The 17,607-nt window shown below is 72.3% G+C and carries 14 protein-coding genes and 1 pseudogene; 13 read left to right on the plus strand and 2 right to left on the minus strand.

The features are described from left to right. Positions 1–401 precede the first annotated feature (401 nt). From AC32QD_RS09350 to AC32QD_RS09360, 3 genes are all read left to right on the plus strand, one after another. On the plus strand, positions 402–1,136 hold the full coding sequence (locus AC32QD_RS09350; protein ID WP_492010223.1) for an HAD family hydrolase: 735 nt from the start codon (positions 402–404) through the stop codon (positions 1,134–1,136). A 122-nt stretch (positions 1,137–1,258) separates the two neighbouring features. Then, a complete protein-coding gene (locus tag AC32QD_RS09355) occupies positions 1,259–2,836 on the plus strand; it encodes a trimethylamine methyltransferase family protein (RefSeq protein WP_492010224.1) in 1,578 nt (525 codons plus the stop codon). 54 nt (positions 2,837–2,890) lie between these two features. Further along, on the plus strand, positions 2,891–3,847 hold the full coding sequence (locus AC32QD_RS09360; RefSeq protein ID WP_492010225.1) for an NAD(P)-dependent oxidoreductase: 957 nt from the start codon (positions 2,891–2,893) through the stop codon (positions 3,845–3,847). A 305-nt stretch (positions 3,848–4,152) separates the two neighbouring features. Here the strand turns inward: AC32QD_RS09360 and AC32QD_RS09365 are convergent. Next, a pseudogene (locus tag AC32QD_RS09365) lies at positions 4,153–4,560 on the minus strand (pyroglutamyl-peptidase I family protein); the annotation flags it as partial. Between AC32QD_RS09365 and AC32QD_RS09370 the strand changes: the two are divergent. From AC32QD_RS09370 to AC32QD_RS09390, 5 genes are all read left to right on the plus strand, one after another. Continuing rightward, positions 4,455–5,597, plus strand: coding sequence for a PQQ-dependent sugar dehydrogenase (locus tag AC32QD_RS09370; RefSeq protein ID WP_492010226.1), 1,143 nt, complete (start codon positions 4,455–4,457; stop codon positions 5,595–5,597). The pseudogene AC32QD_RS09365 and the gene AC32QD_RS09370 sit on opposite strands and share 106 nt — an antisense overlap. A gap of 38 nt (positions 5,598–5,635) precedes the next feature. Then, positions 5,636–6,739, plus strand: coding sequence for a pyridoxal phosphate-dependent aminotransferase (locus tag AC32QD_RS09375; RefSeq protein ID WP_492010227.1), 1,104 nt, complete (start codon positions 5,636–5,638; stop codon positions 6,737–6,739). 149 nt (positions 6,740–6,888) lie between these two features. Further along, positions 6,889–7,908, plus strand: coding sequence for a lipid A-modifier LpxR family protein (locus tag AC32QD_RS09380; RefSeq protein WP_492010228.1), 1,020 nt, complete (start codon positions 6,889–6,891; stop codon positions 7,906–7,908). A 174-nt stretch (positions 7,909–8,082) separates the two neighbouring features. Next, complete coding sequence (locus tag AC32QD_RS09385; protein WP_492010229.1) at positions 8,083–9,123, plus strand: hypothetical protein; 1,041 nt, start codon at positions 8,083–8,085, stop codon at positions 9,121–9,123. Next, positions 9,120–10,106, plus strand: a complete 987-nt coding sequence (locus AC32QD_RS09390; protein ID WP_492010230.1) for an NAD-dependent epimerase/dehydratase family protein — start codon at positions 9,120–9,122, stop codon at positions 10,104–10,106. Before AC32QD_RS09385 ends, AC32QD_RS09390 begins: the two co-directional genes overlap by 4 nt. A 43-nt stretch (positions 10,107–10,149) precedes the next feature. Here AC32QD_RS09390 and AC32QD_RS09395 read toward each other — a convergent pair whose 3' ends face one another. Beyond that, positions 10,150–11,313, minus strand: a complete 1,164-nt coding sequence (locus AC32QD_RS09395) for a glycosyltransferase (RefSeq protein WP_492010231.1) — start codon at positions 11,311–11,313, stop codon at positions 10,150–10,152. A gap of 85 nt (positions 11,314–11,398) precedes the next feature. Between AC32QD_RS09395 and hpnC the strand changes: the two genes are divergently transcribed. The 5 genes from hpnC to AC32QD_RS09420 all read left to right on the plus strand — a co-directional run bounded on the left by hpnC (position 11,399) and on the right by AC32QD_RS09420 (position 17,205). Beyond that, positions 11,399–12,250, plus strand: coding sequence for a squalene synthase HpnC (gene hpnC / locus AC32QD_RS09400; protein WP_492010232.1), 852 nt, complete (start codon positions 11,399–11,401; stop codon positions 12,248–12,250). Continuing rightward, the gene (locus tag AC32QD_RS09405; RefSeq protein WP_492010233.1) at positions 12,247–13,143 is read left to right on the plus strand and encodes a squalene/phytoene synthase family protein; all 897 of its coding nucleotides are present in this window, start codon (positions 12,247–12,249) and stop codon (positions 13,141–13,143) included. Before hpnC ends, AC32QD_RS09405 begins: the two co-directional genes overlap by 4 nt. Next, a complete protein-coding gene (gene hpnE, locus AC32QD_RS09410) occupies positions 13,136–14,386 on the plus strand; it encodes a hydroxysqualene dehydroxylase HpnE (RefSeq protein ID WP_492010234.1) in 1,251 nt (416 codons plus the stop codon). Before AC32QD_RS09405 ends, hpnE begins: the two co-directional genes overlap by 8 nt. A gap of 25 nt (positions 14,387–14,411) precedes the next feature. Further along, a complete protein-coding gene (gene shc / locus AC32QD_RS09415; protein ID WP_492010235.1) occupies positions 14,412–16,373 on the plus strand; it encodes a squalene--hopene cyclase in 1,962 nt (653 codons plus the stop codon). A gap of 127 nt (positions 16,374–16,500) precedes the next feature. Next, positions 16,501–17,205: a phosphorylase family protein gene (locus tag AC32QD_RS09420; RefSeq protein WP_492010236.1), complete on the plus strand. Its 705-nt coding sequence runs from the start codon at positions 16,501–16,503 to the stop codon at positions 17,203–17,205. Positions 17,206–17,607 lie beyond the last annotated feature (402 nt).

The following is a 17,607-nucleotide window of genomic DNA, read 5'->3' on the forward strand; positions in this document are numbered from 1 at the left end:
GCAGGAAAAACGAAGCTGACACCCCCATCATCGGGAAAAGACCAAGCTCCCCCTAGAGGGCCAATATGCCAACAGTCCATCCCTCACAAAGGACCAGACCGCCCGCATATCCCTTCAAGTTCACAATACTGTCAAAGAGCGAGGCGAAAACGCGACTGTGCTGGCTACCCAGCCCAACCGCTGCTCGTTATCGCCTGAAGTCCCGGCTTGCCGCCGGTGCCCACCCTATATGGCACCGGTGCGGGGGTCGTCAACAGGGGAGTTCGGCCGCGTTGTCATTTTTCCGTCACGGGCGACAACTGCTAACGTCGCGGCGGGAAAATCCGGCCGCTTGTGCGGCCCGCATGGAGTAAGTAAGGAATCGCCGGGCGCGCAGGCGGGCGGCCGCGTGAGGAGAGGTCTTGACGGCTCGGTCCCACAAGCGGCTCGGAGGCATCCTGTTTGACAAGGACGGGACCCTGTTCGACTTCGCGCGGACCTGGGGCCGGTTCACCGAGTTCATGCTCGAGCGGCTCGCGCCGGACCCCCAGACCCGTGCCGAGATGGCGCGGGCAGTCGGCTACGAGCCCCAGGCCGGACGCTTCGCGGGCGGCTCGGCCATCGTCGCAGGGACCAACGCCGACATCGCGGCGCTGTGGGCCGCGTTCCGCCCCGACCTCGGCGCCGGCGGCGTCGAGCGAATGCTGGAGGACGCCGTGCTCGCCTTGTCCGGCGATCCCGCCTTCCTGGTCCCCGCGGTGCCGGACCTGCCAGGCCTGATCGGCGAGCTGCGCCGCATGGGCTACCGCCTCGGCGTCGCCACGCACGACCTCGAAGGGGCCGCCCGGGCGCAGCTGAAGATGGCCGGCGTCAACGACGCCTTCGACTTCGTCGCGGGCTACGACAGCGGGCACGGGCTGAAGCCCGGCCCCGGCATGCCGCGCGCCTTCGCGCGGACGATCAACCTCGAGCCGGCGCGGATCGTCATGGCGGGCGACAGCCGGCACGACCTGGAGGCGGCGCGCGGCGCGGGCTTCGGGCTGGTTGTCGGCGTTTTGACCGGGCCGGCAACGCGCGACGAGCTCGCGCCCTTCGCCGACCGGGTCCTGCCCTCGATCGCCGGGCTTCCCGCGCTACTTGCCGAGCGGGACGGATGAGCCGCTGAAGACTCGGGTGCCCTGTTCAAAATGCGACATGATCTGACGCAGACCGGCGGGACTCGGCCCCCTCGCCCTCCGAGGGTCGACGAGTCATACACTGCAGACCAAGCGAGATCGGCATGACCAACACCGCGGACGAAGCCGCCAACGGACCGACGCGTCGGCGCCGGGCCGGCGGTCGCGCGGGACACGCGCGGCGCGCCGGCAGCGGCCCGATCACGCAACTGCCGTGGCGGATCAACGAGCTCCTCGACGCCCCGACTGAGCCGCTGACCGAGGAGGGCGTGCGGGCGATCGACGACGGCGCCATGCGCATCCTCGAGGAGATCGGCATCGATTTCCTGCACGAGGAGGCGCGCGCGCATCTGAAGGCGGCAGGTGCCGAGGTGGAGCCAGGCTCGGTCCGGGTGCGCTTCGACCGCGCCCTGGTACGCGAGATGCTCGCCCGGGCGCCCGCCCAATTCACCATCACGCCGCGCAATGCCGATCGCCAGATCGCCATCGGCGGCCGCAACCAGGTCTATATCAACGTCTCGAGCCCGCCGAATTGCTCGGATCTCGATCGCGGACGGCGCTCGGGCACGCATGAGAGCTTCCGCGACCTGGTCAAGCTCAGCCAGTTCTTCAACTGCATTCACCTTTTGGGTGGCTACCCGGTCGAGCCGGTCGACCTGCACCCGTCCATCCGCCACCTCGATTGCATCCGCGACAAGCTGGTGCTGACCGACAAGGTGGTGCACTGCTACAGCCTCGGCACCGAGCGGGTCGAGGACGCCATGGAGATGGTGCGCATCGCCGGCGGGCTGAGCCACGAGGAGTTCGAGGCCACGCCGCGGATGTACACCAACATCAACTCGTCGAGCCCGCTGGTGCACGACTGGCCGATGCTCGACGGCGCCATGCGCCTGGCCAAACGCGGCCAGCCGGTGATTGTCACGCCCTTCACGCTGGCGGGCGCCATGGCTCCGGTCACGCTGGCGGGCGCCGTGACGCAACAGACTGCCGAGGCGCTTTCGGCCATCGTTCTGCTTCAGCACCTGCGCCCCGGGGTCCCCGTGGTCATGGGCTCGTTCACCTCGAACGTGGACATGAAGTCGGGCGCCCCGGCCTTCGGCACCCCCGAATACATGCGCGCGACACAGATGTCGGGGCAGATGGCGCGTTTCTACGGCCTTCCGCTGCGCGCCACGAACGCTTGCGCGGCGAACTGCCCCGACGCCCAGGCCGCGTGGGAGAGTGCCTTCTCGCTGTGGGCCTGCACCTCGGCGCACGCAAACATCGTGTACCACGCGGCGGGCTGGCTCGAGGGCGGGCTGTGCGCCTCCTACGAGAAGTTCGTCATGGACTGCGAGACCATCCAGCAGCTCATGGCCTACAACACACCAGTCGCCACCAGCGAAGACGACATCGCCCTCGACGCCATCCGCGACGGCTACCAGACCCGCCACTTCTTCGGCGTGCAGCACACGCAGGAGCGCTACGAGACCGCCTTCTACAGCCCGTTCCTGTCGGACTGGCGCAACTACGAATCCTGGGAGCAGGCCGGCGCGCAGCAGACGCCCGAGCGCGCCAACCGCATCTGGAAGGCGATCCTCGCCGAGTTCGAGCCGCCGCCGATGGACCCCGCGGTGCTCGAGGAGCTCGACGGCTTCGTCGCCCGGCGCAAGGCCGAGGGCGGCGCCCCGACCGACTTCTGAGCCCCCGCGCACCGGCACACCCGCACCCTTCAACAGCAAGAGACGGGCACCAGCATGAGGATCGGCTTTATTGGCCTCGGCAATGTCGGCGCGAAGCTCGCCGGCTCGCTTCTGCGCAACGGCTGCGATCTCGCCGTGCGCGACCTGAACGAACGGGCGGCACGCCCGTTCCTCGAGCGCGGCGCGACATGGGCGGAGAGCCCGTCCGCCATGGCCGAAGCGGCGGATGTAGTCATCACCTGCCTGCCCTCGCCGGCCGCCTCGGCGGCGGTGCTGGAGGCGCCGGACGGCCTGCTGGCCGGGCTCGGCGCCGGCAAGACCTGGATCGAGATGTCCACGACCGACCAGGCCGAGGTGACGCGGCTGGGGGCCCGGGTCGCCGCCCTGGGCGCCGAGGCCGCCGACTGCCCGGTCTCGGGCGGCTGCCACCGGGCGGCCACGGGCAACATCTCGATCTTCGCCGGCTGCGAGCGCGCCACCTTCGAGCGCATCCTGCCGCTGCTGAAGACGCTGGGGCGGCGCATCCTGCACACCGGTCCGCTGGGTTCGGCCTCGGTGCTGAAGGTGATGACCAACTACCTGGCCACCGCCAATCTGCTGACGCTGTGCGAGGCAATGGTGACGATGCAGCGCGCAGGGATGGACCTGGCCACGACCTACGAGGCGATCCGCATCTCCTCGGGCAACTCCTTCGTGCACGAGACCGAGAGCCAGGTGATCCTGAGCGGCTCGCGCGACATCGACTTCACCATGGACCTGGTGCTCAAGGACATCGGCCTGTTCCACAAGATCGCCGAGGCGCACGGCGTGCCGCTGGAGATCAGCCCGCTGATGATCGAGATCTTCAAGGACGGCCAGGCGCGCTATGGCACGCGGGCCAACTCCGACGACATCATCCGCCGGCTGGAGGAGGCAAGCGGGGCCGACGTGCGCGCCCCCGGCTTCCCCGCCGAGATGATCGACGACGAGCCCGAGGCCGAGGGCAACGAGGTCGTGCCCAGGCGGGCTTGAGCCGCATCGAGCACTGCCTCGGCGACCAGGGCCGCGCGCGACGGGGTCCAGACCGGGCCGACAGGCGGCAGGTGCACGAAGGCGACGAGAGGAGCCGAGGTGCCCAGCGCCGCCCAGTAGGTGGTATCGCAGACATAGCCGCCCGCGTCCGCGGACAGGCGCAGCGGCAGCCCCCGCGCCACGGCCGCGGCATGGGCCGCCGCCCAGGGCCAGCGGCCCAGCCGGAGCGGCGGCCCGCCCACGCCCGCGAGCGGCCCGGCGCGGCCCAGCCGCTCGAGCCGGGGCACGGGCTGGGGCGTCAGCCCGGCGAGCAGGACGATCCGGGGACGGTGCCGGGCGATCAGCTCGCGGATGGCGCGGGCGGCGCGCGCGTGCTCGACCGGCAGGCGGGCCACATCCACCCCAGGGCGGCGGTCGGCAAGCAGGCGCACCGCCTCCCAAGACGAGTTCTCGGGCCAGTGGTCGAAGGGCTCGAAGCCGGTGGCGAGGATTCGCGGCATGGGCCATTGGTGCGCCGGCGCGGCGCGCGGGGCAAGGCACCCCTTCGCGGCAGCGGCCTTGCTCATGGCGGGATTCTGCCTGACAGTTCGGGGCAAGGAGGCGGCCCATGCGCTATCTTCTCTTCCTCCTGCTCGCCGCCGGCACCGGCACGGCGCTCTACTTCGCCCTGACGGCGCCGGCGCCGGTGCCCGAGGCGAAGACCTTCGAGACATCGGCCGGCGCGGTGCGGGTCGAGCGGGTCGCGGGTACGTTCTCGCACCCCTGGGCAGTGGCCTTCCTGCCCGATCGCACGATGCTAGTCACCGAGCGCGGCGGCAGGCTGTGGCATGTGCGCCGCGACGGCCGGCGCGAGCAGGTGACGGGCGTGCCCAAGGTCCGCGCCGTCGGGCAAGGCGGGCTTCTCGACGTCGTGGTCGCGCGCGACTTCGCCAAGAGCCGCGACATCTTCCTCAGCTATGCCGAGCCGCATGGCAAGGCCAGCACCACGGCCGTCGCCTCTGCCCGGCTCGACGCCGCCGGCACGAAGCTTCAGCACCTGCGCGTGATCTTCCGGCAGAAACCGGCGATGCAGTCCTCGGTCCACTACGGCGGGCGCATCGTCGAGGCGCCTGACGGCACGCTCTGGGTGGCGCTGGGCGAGCGGGGCCAGGCGATTCAGGCGCAGAACCCGCTGAACGACCTGGGCAAGATCGTGCGCATCGGGCGCGACGGCTCGATCCCCCGGGACAACCCCTTTGTGGCCGGCATTGCCGCGCCCGAGATCTGGTCCTACGGCCACCGCAACCCGCAGGGCGCGGCGCTGGACCCCAGGACCGGGGCGCTGTGGATCGTCGAGCACGGCCCCAAGGGGGGCGACGAGCTGAACCGGCCCGAGGCGGGCAAGAACTATGGCTGGCCGGTGATTACCTACGGCACGGACTACAACGGCATGAAGATCGGCGAGGGCACGCACAAAAAAGGCATGGAGCAGCCGGTGCACTACTGGGACCCCTCGATCGCGCCGTCGGGCCTGGCGATCTACTCGGGGCGGCTGTGGCCGCAATGGGCCGGCGACATCTTCGTCGGCGCGCTGAAGGCGAAGATGCTCGTCCGGCTGGCGCGCAGCGGCGACAGGATCACCGGCGAAGAGCACCTGTTCAAGGGCGTCTACGGCCGCATCCGTGACGTGCGCGAGGGGCCTGCGGGCGCGCTGTGGTTCCTCACCGACGAGGACAAGGGCGCGCTCTACCGCGTGCGCCCTGCAAAATAGCATCTTGCGGGATGCGCTAAGGGCGCTAGCGTGCTGACATGAAGATACCGTTGACACCCTTGGTGGCCGGCCTGCCCGCCGCGGTGCCCTTCGTCGGGCCGGAGAAGCAGGAGCGTGAGCGGGGCCGCCCGTTCGCCGCCCGCATCGGCGCCAACGAGAACGTGTTCGGCCCCTCGCCGCTGGTGGTCGAGGCGATGCAGCGCGCAGCCCCCGAGATGTGGATGTACTGCGACCCCAACAACCACGAGCTGGGCGAGGCGCTGGCCGAGGCGCACGGCGTCGCGCCCGAGTGCATCGTCGTTGGCGAAGGCATCGACGGGCTCTTGGGCAACACGGTGCGGCTCTTCGTCGAGCCAGGGCAGAAGGTGGTGACCTCGGCGGGCGCCTACCCCACCTTCAACTACCATGTGGCGGGCTTCGGCGGCGAGCTGGTGCGCGTGCCCTACCGCGACGACGCCGAGGACCCCGAGGCGCTGGCCGAGGCGGCGCGCGCCAGCGGCGCCCGGCTGGTCTATCTCGCCAACCCCGACAACCCCATGGGCACCTGCCACGAGGCCGCACGTGTCGCGGCGCTGATCGAGCGGCTGCCCGAGGCATGCATCCTGTGCCTCGACGAGGCCTATCTGGAGTTCGCGCCCGACGGCACCGCGCCCGCCTGGGACACGGCCAACCCGCAGGTGATCCGCTTCCGCACTTTCTCCAAGGCCTACGGGCTGGCCGGGCTGCGCGTCGGCTACGCCGTGACGGCCCCCGAGACGGCGGCCGCCTATGACCGCATCCGCAACCATTTCGGCGTCAGCCGCATGGCGCAGGCGGCGGCGCGGGCGGCGCTGGGCGACGACGCCCACCTCGCTGCCGTGCAGACAGCGGTGAGCGCGGCGCGCATCCGCCTGTGCGAGATCGCCCAGGCCAACGGGCTGGCGAGCCTGCCCTCGGCGACCAACTTCGTGACCGTCGACTGCGGCCGGGACGGCGATTTCGCCCGGCGCGTGCTGGCCGGGCTGATCGAGCGTGACATCTTCGTGCGCATGCCCGGCGTGGCGCCGCTCGACCGCTGCATCCGGGTCACGGCGGGTCGGGCGCGCGACCTCGAGCTGTTCGCCGCGGCCCTGCCCCAGGCGCTGGCCGACGCGCGGGGCTGACGCGTTAAATCCCGATACGGGACAGGGCGTGTCATTAAAGCGGCCCCGCATCCGGCGCTTACCTAAATCTGACGCGACCTTAACTGCCATTCCGAGGCCCCCTGCGGCTCACTCCCCCGAACGGAGTGACAATCCCGCAGGGAGATCGCATGAAAACCATCCTCGGTCTGTGGGGCGCGGTGCTGATCGTGGGCCTCGCCGGCCCCGCCCGCGCCGACGATCAGGCGCGCGGCTGGAAATGGCTGGCGCAGAGCGACCAGATCCAGTCCCAGAGCACCTTGTGGGACGACCGCTTCGGCGATGGCAAGGACCGCTGGAAGACCGGCGGGGTCAGCCAGTCCGTGATCTTGCCCGAGCATGCCCTGGGCCGCCACGCCTGGTTCGCCGGACGCGCCTCGGCGCTCGAGATCAACCTGCGCGCGGTGCTGATGACGCCCGACGATACCGCGAACAAGGGCATCGACCGCAAGGACCGGCCCTATGCGCAGTATGCCGGGCTGGGCGTCTATCTGCGCTCCGTCGCGCGGCCCCGGCCACTGGGCCGCAACCTGAGTCTGCAAATCGAAGACCGCGCCGGCGTCGAGTTGGGCTGGCAGGGCCAGCCCCTGCCCTTGTTCGAACTGCAGAAGGCAGTGCATGCCATGACCGGGACCCAGGGCAACATGGGCAACCCGCGGGACACCATCGGCGGCGAGCCGCTAGTCAATCTCGAGGGCCGCCGCAGCTGGCGGCTGCACATCGACGGCCCGGCGCACGACACCGAGATTGCGCCCTTCATCCAGGGCTCGCTGGGGATGCGCGAGGACAGCCTGCGCGCCGGCGCGGACCTGTTGGTGGGCTCGGCGCTGGCGGGCCGGACCTGGGGCAGCGAGCCGGCCACCGGCGCGGTGATCGCCGGCAATTCCTTGCGGCACAGGGGCTTTGACTGGACGGCGTTCGTCGGCGGCGACGTCGGCTATGTCGCCTGGGACGCCTTCCTTGGCGGCGGCATTGCCACGCACGGCCGCAAGGTGGCTCGCAAGGAGCTGGTCGGCCGCGCGCGGGCGGGCGTGTTCTTGGACCTGGGCCGCGCCGGGATCGGCTTTTCGCTGAACTGGCTGAGCCCGGAGTTCGAGACCCAGCCCACGGGCCAGCTGATCGGCGCGATCCAGTTCAATTACCGGTTCTGAGCGCAGCCCCGTTGCGCGCGGTTCGGGCGGGTTCTAGGCTCGGGCGAGGAGCAAGCTCGAGACGGTCTGGGCCATGGCGCATCCGCTGCTCGGCGCGAATATCGGCAGGCTCGCCCCGGTCCGTCGCGCGGGCGGCGACTTGGCCTGGCCGTCGACGCACACGAGGGCGGCCGCGTGAGGCGCGGCGTTCAGGCCAGCTTGGTGGTGCTGGTGGTGGTGCTGTTGCCGGTGTTCTGGCTGTTCCGGGCCCCGGCCGCGCTGCCGGCCCGCTTCTCGCTTGCCGACTGCCGGCACCTGAAGCTGGCCAACACCGCGACGGGCAGGCCGATCGTCGGTGTCGAGGACATGGCATTACTGCCCGACGGCGACACGCTGATCCTGTCGGCGATCGACCGGCTGGCCCTGCGCTGGAACCCCGCGAGCGCGCCCGACGGCGGGCTCTACGAGGTGTCGCTGGCTCGGCTGGCGACGGGCGCACGGTGGGCGCAGCCGATCCTCGACCCCGCGAGCGTGCCCGGCGGGCTGTTCCCGGGCGGTATCGCCGTCTCGGACGACGGCAAGCGGCTTGCCGTGATCAACCGCGCGCGCGACGGTGAGGTATCGATCCTCGGCGGCGACCTGGCGCCCGGCGTCTTCACCGTGCGTGATGTGCGAAGGGATCGCGCGTTCTGCCGGGCGAAGGACCTCGCCTTCTCCGGCGCCGGCCCCATGGCCGTGCGGGTGACGCTGGACCGGGCCGCTTGCGGCCTGTCCTGGGCCGACCTGCGGCCGGGCTCGACCACGGGCCGGGTGATTTCGGTCGATCTCGCCGGCACGGCGCCGCCCAAAGTGGAGATGCGCGGGCTGGCCTTCGCCAGCGGGATCGCTGGGCTCTGGGTGGCCGAGACCCGCGCCTGGCGGCTCAGGCACCGGCTGGACCGGCCCCTGCCCCTGCCGGGCGGGCCTGACAACCTGACCTGGAGTCCCGATGGCGGGCTGATCGCCGCGCTCGACCCCAGCCTGCCCCGGATCGTCGCCTACCGCCTGGGCTACCGCGACAACGCGCCCAGCCGCATCGTGCGGGTGGGAGAGAATCGCCGCGTCGAGGTGCTGTTCGACGACCCCGAGGGGCAGCGGTTCTCCGGCGCCTCGGTCGCGGTGCTGGCGGGCGGTGTGCTGGTCGCCGGCTCGGCGATCGACGCGGGGCTGCTGCTGTGCCGCAAGGGGGGCGGGTGAGCGGGCCGACGCTGGTCACCGGCGCCGGGGGCTTTCTCGGCAGCCATGTCGTGGCGACCCTCGCGGCGCGAGGCGAGGCCGTGCGGGCGCTCGACGCCGCGTTCCCCGCGCCCATGCCCGGCGGCTGCGAGCGCATCGAGGGCTCGATCCTCGATCCCGAGCTGATGGCGCGGGCGGCGCAGGGCATCTCGGCGTTGATCCACTGCGCCGAGGTCTCCGCGCTGTGGGTGCGGCAGCCGGTGATCTATCACCGGGTGAACGGGCGTGGCACCTGCGAGGCACTGGTCGCGGCGCGGTGGGCGGGCGTGCGGATGGTGCATGTCTCGACCTGCCTCACGCTGGTCGGCAGCCCGGATCTCGGCGCGGCCACCGTCGACGAGACGCTGGAGCTGGCGCCCGCACAGATGTTGGGTCCCTATCCGCGCACCAAGCGCGAGGCCGAGCTTTTCGCGCTTTCCGCGGCGCGGCTGGGCCAGGAGGTGGTGATCGTGATGCCGGGCGCCCCTGTGGGGCCGGGCGACTGGCGCCTGACCCCAGCGACACGGCTGATCCGCGACCTTGCCGCAGGGCGGTTGCCGGTCCTGCTCGACTGCCAATTCGATCTGGTCGACGTGCGCGCCGTCGCCGAGGCGGTGATCGCCGCACGGCAAAGGGGGCGCAGCGGCGAGCGCTATCTTCTGACCGGGGAAGGCTGCGCCATGACCGAGCTCGCCGCCCGCGTCGCGGCGCTGGCCGGGGTGCGGCCGCCGCGGATGCAGATGCCCTACCGGCTGGCGCTGGCGACGGCGCGGGCCGAGGAGGTGCTGGCGCGGCTGACCGGCCGGTACCCCGCCGCACCGCTGACGGGCGTCCGCCTCGCCGGCCGGCGCGTCCGGTTCTCCAGCGCCAAGGCGCGGGACGCGCTGGGCTTCCGGCCGCCGCCGATCGACAGGGCGCTGGCGGATACCCTCGCCTGGCTGCGCGAGACCGGGCGTCTGGGGTGACGGACGACGCGCCGCTCCTGATACGCCGGGGGCGGAGAGCCTCTCAGACCCCCTTTCCATAGGTCCGGCCCTTCCAGGCGCCGCCCTGGCCGCGCCAGTGCGCCCGCGCCGAGTCGAGCGTCATGGCGCCGTAGAGAAGCGCGGCGAGCGGCAGCCCGGCCGCCTGCCAGCCCGGCAGCCCGTAGAGCCGCAGCGTCGGCAGGTAGGCAAGCGCCGACAGCGCCCAAGCCACGGCGCCGAGGCAGGCGGCGACGGCGTCGCCGTGCAGGGGCAACGTGAGCACGGCGAGCGGTCCGGCCAGATAGGCCAGCGCCAGCCCGGCCAGCGCCAGGGCGAGGCGCAGGCCCGAGTGGCCGAGCTGGGCGAAGGCCGACCGCGCCACCATGTGCCAGATCGTGCCCAGGCGCCGGTTGTCGCGCAGCGACACGACCTCGCGGTCGGCCAGGCCGAGCCAGATGGCACGGCGCGGCGGGCCGGCCTTCACGCGCGCTGCCAGGGTGCAGTCGTCGATCACGGCGCCGCGAATCACCCCGAAGCCGCCGATCCCGTCGAGCGCCTCGCGGCGCATCAGGACGCAGCCGCCCGCCGCGCCGGCGGTGGCGCGGGCAGGATCGTTGACCCAGGGAAAGGGATAGAGCTTTTGGAAGAAGAACACGAAAGCGGGGATCAGCAACGCACCCCAGGCGCCGCGCGCGTCGAGCCGGGCCATGAGCGAGACCAGCGCCAGGCCGCGGCGCTCGGCATGGGCGACGAGCCGGGCGAGCGTGTCCGGCGCATGCACGATATCGGCATCGGTGAGCAGGACGTGCCGGGCCCCCGGCGCCAACGCGGTCACGGCGCCCCGCCCCGATTCCAGCGCCCACAGCTTGCCGGTCCAGCCCGCGGGCAGCAGCGGCGCGGCGACCACGTGGACCGCCCGCGGCGCGGCGCAGGCGGCCTCACGCGCGATCGCGCCCGTGCCGTCGCTGGAGCCGTCGTCGATCACGATCAGGTCGAGCCGGCCGGGATAGCTGCTGGCGAGGTGGCTCGCGAGCACGGCGCCGATGGTCGCGGCCTCGTTGCGGGCCGGGATCAGGGCGACGACGTCGGGCCACTCGGGCAGGGTTTCCGCCTCGGTCGGGAGGCGCTGGTCCGCCCGCCAGAATCGGCCGCGCGCCGTCAGCAGCACGGTCCAGACGATCAGCGAGAGAAGGGCCGCCACCAGCATGGTGCGCGAGCCTACGCGGGCGGGCGCCGCCCGGGCAAGATGGCGCAATTGTGCCCGGCGCGCAGCGCCGATATTCTCGCCCGCCATGCAGGGCGAGACGTTGCGAGACACGGCGATCGAGACCCCCTCGGGCAAAGGGGCGGGCGACGAGAACTTTCCCGTCGCCTCCGTCCTGATCGCGCGGCGCCTGAGGCCGCATGTCATGCGCTTCTACGCCTTCGCCCGCGAGGCCGACGACATCGCCGACAACCCCGACCTGGCGCCTGAGGAGAAGGTGCGCCGGCTCGACCTGTTCGAGGCCGGGCTGGCGGCCGAGGCCACCGGCCCGGCGCCCGCCGTGCAGCTGCGCGACAGCCTGGCCGAGACCGGCGTCGCCGACCGCCACGCCCGCGACCTGCTGGTCGCGTTCCGGCAGGATGCGACCAAGCTGCGCTATGCCGACTGGGGCGAGCTGATGGACTATTGCGCGGTCTCGGCGCACCCCGTCGGCCGGCACGTCCTGGACCTGCACGGCGAGGACCGGGCGACATACGGTCCGAACGACGCACTGTGCGCCGCGCTGCAGGTCCTGAACCACCTGCAGGATCTGGGCGACGACCGGCGCAAGCTCGACCGGGTCTACCTGCCCCAGGACTGGATGGCCGAGGCCGGGACCGACGTGACGGCGCTGGACGCGGACGCCGCGAGCGCCGGCTTGCGCCAGGTGATCGACCGCTGCCTCGATGGCTGCGACCGGCTGCTCGATGTCTCGCAACCCTTCTCGGCCATGATCCACGCGCGCCGCCTCGCTGCCGAGGTGGCAGTGATCCAGCGACTGGCGCGCCGGCTGGCGGCACGGCTGAGGCGCGAGGACCCGCTGGCCGGGCGCGTGAAGCACTCCCGCGGCGACCTCGTCGCGGGTCTCGCGGCCGGGCTCGGACGACTGGTGCGGCCGTGAGCGGGATCGACGAGCTCGCGCCCAGCCCGGCGCCGCCGGGCGCTAATCCGCAAGCCGTGGCGGACGCGATCACAGCCCGCGCCAAGACCTCGTTTTCCACCGGCATGCGCGTGCTGGCGCGGCCCCGGCGCGCGGCCATGCACGCGATCTATGCCTTCGCCCGCGTGGTCGACGACATCGCCGACAGCGCCGCACCCGAGGCGGAGAAGCGCCGCCTGCTGGGGCTGTGGCGCGAGGAAATCGGGCGGGTCTATGCCGGCCGGCCGGGCTCGGCCATCGGCGCCGCGCTGGCCGAGGCGGTGGCGCGCTACGAGCTGCCGCGCGAGGAGTTCTTGCTCCTGATCGAGGGTATGGAGATGGACGCCGGCGCGCCCATCGTGGCGCCGCCGCTCGAGGTGCTGCGCGCCTACACGCGCCGGGTCGCCGGGGCCGTCGGGATGCTCTCCATGCGGGTCTTCGGCGCCTGGGAGGGGGCGAGCTCGGAAGAGGCCGCTCTGAGGCTGGGCGACGCCTTCCAGCTCACCAACATCCTGCGCGACGTCGAGGAGGATGCGGCGCGCGGACGGCTTTACCTGCCGCGCGAGGCGCTTGACGCGGCCGCCGTGCCCGCCAACGCCGGGGCGGCGATGCGCCATCCGGCCCTGCCCGCGGCCTGTGCCGAGGTGGGCCGGCTGGCCCGGGCCGATTTCGTGGCGGCGCGCGCGGCAATGGCGCGGCTCAGCCGCGCGGCGCTGGCGCCGGCGCTGCTGATGACCGGGGTCTACGAGGGCTATCTCGGGCGCATGGAGGCGCGCGGCTTCCGGCGCGACCGCCCGCTGACCATGTCGCGGCCCGAGAAGCTGGCGCGGGGGCTGATCTGCCTGGCCGGCCCGATCGCGCGCAGGCATGGCTGAGGGCACCGTCCACATCGTCGGCGCCGGGCTGGCGGGGCTGTCCACGGCCGTGCGGCTGAGCGAGCGCGGCCGGCGCGTGGTGCTGCATGAGGCCAACCGCTTCGCGGGCGGGCGTTGCCGGACCCTCCACGACTCGCGGCTGGGCTGCGAGATCGACAACGGCAACCACCTGCTGCTCAGCGGCAACCGCTCGGCGCGTGGCTATCTGCGGACCATCGGGGCCGCCGACCGGATGGTGGTGCAGCCGGCGCGCTTTCCCTTCGTCGACCTGGCGAGCGGCGCGCGATGGGAGCTGCGCCTGACCGGCGCCCTGCCGCTGTGGATCGCCACGCCGGCGCGGCGGGTGCCGGGGACCCGCGCGGCGGACTACCTCGCGGGGCTGAAGCTCGCCCTCGCCAGCCGCGAGCGCACGGTGGCCGAGGCCCTGCCCGGCCGCGGCCCGGCCTGGGAGCGGTTCTGGGTGCCGCTGACGCTCGCCGCCATCAACGCGCCGCCCGAGCGGGCCTCGGCCCGGCTGCTCTGGGCCGTGCTGCGCGAGACCTTCGCCCGCGGCGCCCGGGCCTGCCGGCCGATGCTGGCGCCCAGGGGCCTCGGCCACGCCCTGATCGAGCCGGCGATCGGCTGGTTGACGGCGCGGGGCGTGCGCATCGAACTCGGCCGGCTGCTGCGCCGGGTCGAGACCGAAGGCGGCCGTGCCAGTCTCCTGCGCTTTGCCGACGGGGACGTGGCGCTGGCCCCCGGGGACCGCGTGGTGCTGGCGCTGCCGCCCTCGCGGCTGCGCCCGGTGCTGGCGGGCGTGGATCCGCCCGAGGACTCCTGCGCCATCGTCAACGCCTTCTTCCGGCTGCCCGAAGAGCCGCAGGGCGCGCCCCCGATCCTGGGCCTCATCTCGGCCACCTCGCACTGGATCTTTCGCCGTGGCGACGTGGTCAGCGTGACCGTCTCGGCCGGCGACGCGCTGGGCGTGACGCAGGAGCCCGGACAGGAGCTGATCGCCCCGATCTGGGAGGAGGTGCGCCGTGCCCTTGGACTTCCCGGCGGATCGCGATATTTCGCAGCAAGACTCAACAAGGAGTTGCGTGCCACCTTCGACCAGTCGCCTGGGGGGGTGGCCAAGCGGCTCGGGGCGCGCACCGCGCTCGCCAACCTGTTCCTCGCCGGCGACGCCACCGACACGGGGCTGCCGGCGACCATAGAGGGGGCGATCCGCTCGGGCGAGCGGGCGGCAGCGCTGGCCGGCTGACGGGAAAGGAAGAGGGACGCCCGAGATGGACACGCCCAGCCTCACCAACGAGACCCTGGCGCGCGGCCCGGCCGAGCGCCGCGCCGAACGCCGCGAGATGATCGCCGAACAGACCGAAAAGCTGTGGGGCCTGCAGCGCGATGACGGCCACATCGTCTTCGAGCTCGAGGCCGACTGCACGATACCGGGTGAGTATGTTTTGTTGCGGCATTTCCTGGGCGAGGTCGACGCGGAGCGCGAGGCGCGCATCGGGGTATACCTGCGTTCGGTGCAGAACGGCGACGGATCGTGGCCGCTCTACCATGACGGGCCGGGCAACATCTCGGCCACGGTCAAGGGCTACTGGGCGCTGAAGCTGATCGGCGAGGACCCCGACGCCGCCCACATGGCGCGCGCGCGCACCTGGGTGCTGAGCCAGGGCGGCGCGGCCAAGGCCAACGTGTTCACGCGCATCGCCATGGCGCTGCACGGCCACATCCCGTGGCGCGGCGTGCCGGCGATGCCGGTCGAGTGCATGCTGCTGCCGCGCTGGTTCCCCTTCCACATGTCGAAGATCGCCTACTGGTCGCGCACCGTGCTGACGCCGCTCCTGATCCTCTACGCCAAGGGAGCGCGGGCGGAGAACCCGACCGGGCGCGGCATCCGCGAGCTGTTCACCGTGCCGCCCGAGCAGCAGCGCACCTGGCAGATCAACCCCACCGGCACCTTCGTCGGCGACTGCTTTTTGGTGCTCGACCCGCTCTTGCGCTCGGCCGAGCCGCTCTACCCCAGGCGCCTGCGCGAGCGCGCCATCCGCCAGGCCGAGGCCTTCGTGCTGAGCCACCTCAACGGCGAGGACGGGCTGGGCGCGATCTACCCGGCGATGGCCAACGCGGTCATGGCGCTGAGGGTGCTGGGCTACCCCGACGACGATCCGAACATGAAGATTGCCCGCCAGGCCGTTGAAAAGCTTATGATCGAGCGGGACGAGCAGACCTATTACCAGCCCTGCGTCTCGCCGGTGTGGGACACCGTCCTGTCGGCGCACGCGCTGCTCGAGAGCGGGCGGTCGGACGACAAGCGGCTGATCCGGACGCTCGACTGGCTGGCCGGGCGGCAGGTGCTCGACCATGCCGGCGACTGGGCGGTGCGCCGGCCGGGGCTGCGGCCCGGGGGCTGGGCCTTCCAGTACGCCAACCCGGACTACCCGGACGTGGACGACTCGGCCGCGGTGGTGATGGCGCTGCACCGCGCCGACCCCGAGCGCTATGCCCAGAACATCGAGCGCGGCTGCGAGTGGCTGGCCGGGATGCAGTCGAAGAGCGGCGGCTGGGGCGCCTTCGACGCCGAGAACGAGCACTATTATTTGAACTCGATCCCGTTCGCCGATCACGGCGCGCTGCTCGACCCGCCGACGGTCGACGTCACCGCACGCTGCATCGGCGCGCTGGCGCAGGTCGACGCCGAGCGCTTCGCCGCCAACATCCGCCGCGCCGTCGCCTTCATCCGGCGCCAGCAGGAGCCGGACGGCTCGTGGTACGGGCGCTGGGGCGCCAACTACATCTACGGCACCTGGTCGGCGCTGGCCGGGCTCAACGCCGCGGGCGAGGACATGAGCCAGCCCTATATCCGCCGCGCCGTGGCCTGGCTGAAGGGCCGACAGCGCGCCGACGGTGGCTGGGGCGAGGGGCTGGAGAGCTACGAGCCCTGGGGCAAGGGCTATGCCCGGACCTCGACGCCGTCCCAGACCGGCTGGGCGCTCCTGGGCCTGATGGCGGCGGGCGAGACCGAGTCCGACGGCGTGCTGCAGGGCATCGAGTGGCTGCGCCGCGCGCCGCGCGAGGCGCGCGGGCCGCGCTGGGAGGAAGCACATTTCACCGGAACCGGCTTCCCCCGGGTCTTCTATCTCAAGTATCATGGCTACGCGGCCTTCTTCCCCCTGTGGGCGATGGCCCGCTACGAGCGGCTGATGGAGTCCAACGATCGCTCGGTGAAATGGGGGATCTGAGCCCCCGCGACCCCCTGCCGGGAGGGGCCGCGCGCTAGCTGAGGCGTAGCGATCCCGGCCCAGGCGATTCGGTGGGACGCGCGTGACGTGTCCCTCGTGGCTGATCCGCGACAGGGAGGCGCGAGCAATGCTCGGCATCATTTGCGGCATGGCCTCGGAGGCCCGCGCGCTGGGGCGCTGGGCCGAGGACGGACTGGTGCAGATCGGCATCTCGGGCGCCCGGCCCGAGCAGGCCGAGAGCGAGGCGAACCGCCTGGTCGAGGCGGGCTGCCGCCTGCTGATGAGCTGGGGCGTGGCCGGGGGCCTCGACCCCGAGATGAAGCCCGGCGACCTGGTCGTGCCGGCCGCCGTGGTGGACGAGGGCGGCGGTTGCTGGCCCTTGTCGCACGCGCTGGGCGAGGCCGTGGCGGCGGCGATGCCCGGGGCGCGGCCGGCCCCCGATCACGGCCAGGGCCGGGTGATCCTGGGCCTCGACCGGCCGGTGCTGAGCCCCGACGACAAGACGGCGCTGTTCGCGCTCACCGGCGCGATGACCGCGGACATGGAGACGCACCGCGTGGCCCGCGTGGCGGCGGCGCGGCAGGTGCCGGCGCTGGCGGTGCGCGCGGTGGGCGACCCGATCGACTGCTGGGTGCCGCAGCTCGCCAGCACGGCGCTGGGCGAGAACGGCGAGCCACGGCTGGGCACGGTGGCGCTGGGGCTGTTGCGCCGGCCCTGGGACTTCGGCGCCCTGATGCGCGTCAAGCGCGAGACCGACGCCGCGCTGGAGGCGCTGGGCCAGATCGCCGAGCAGGCGCTGCAGCGCGTGATCGACGCGCTCAGGGGCGGCTGAGCGCCGGCTTGCGGCCGAGTCTTGGGCTGGGCCAGATCGCCGAGCAGGCGCTGCAGCGCGTGATCGACGCGCTCAGGGGCGGCTGAGCGCCGGCTTAAGGCCGAGTCTTGGGCCGTGAACTTGCGCCCCGTGTATACGCGGGTGAACACGGGCGCGGCCTGCGCCCGTGTTAACAACGGTCAACGGCAAATCCGGAAATCCTACGAATGTCGTCCCTGACGCCCGAAGGCCCCCCGGTGTGGTTAATTTGGGCGTAACTCCTACAGGCCGCCTGTATGAGTTAACGGGCCGGCCGGAGCGGGTGATCCAGCGGGTGGTGGAGGCGGTGAACGGGATGTAGCCGGAGGGTGCTCCGAACCCCATATTTGCACGCAGGGCGAAACCGGCGGCAGGTCGTCCCGA

The organism is Thermohalobaculum sp., assembly GCF_058622915.1.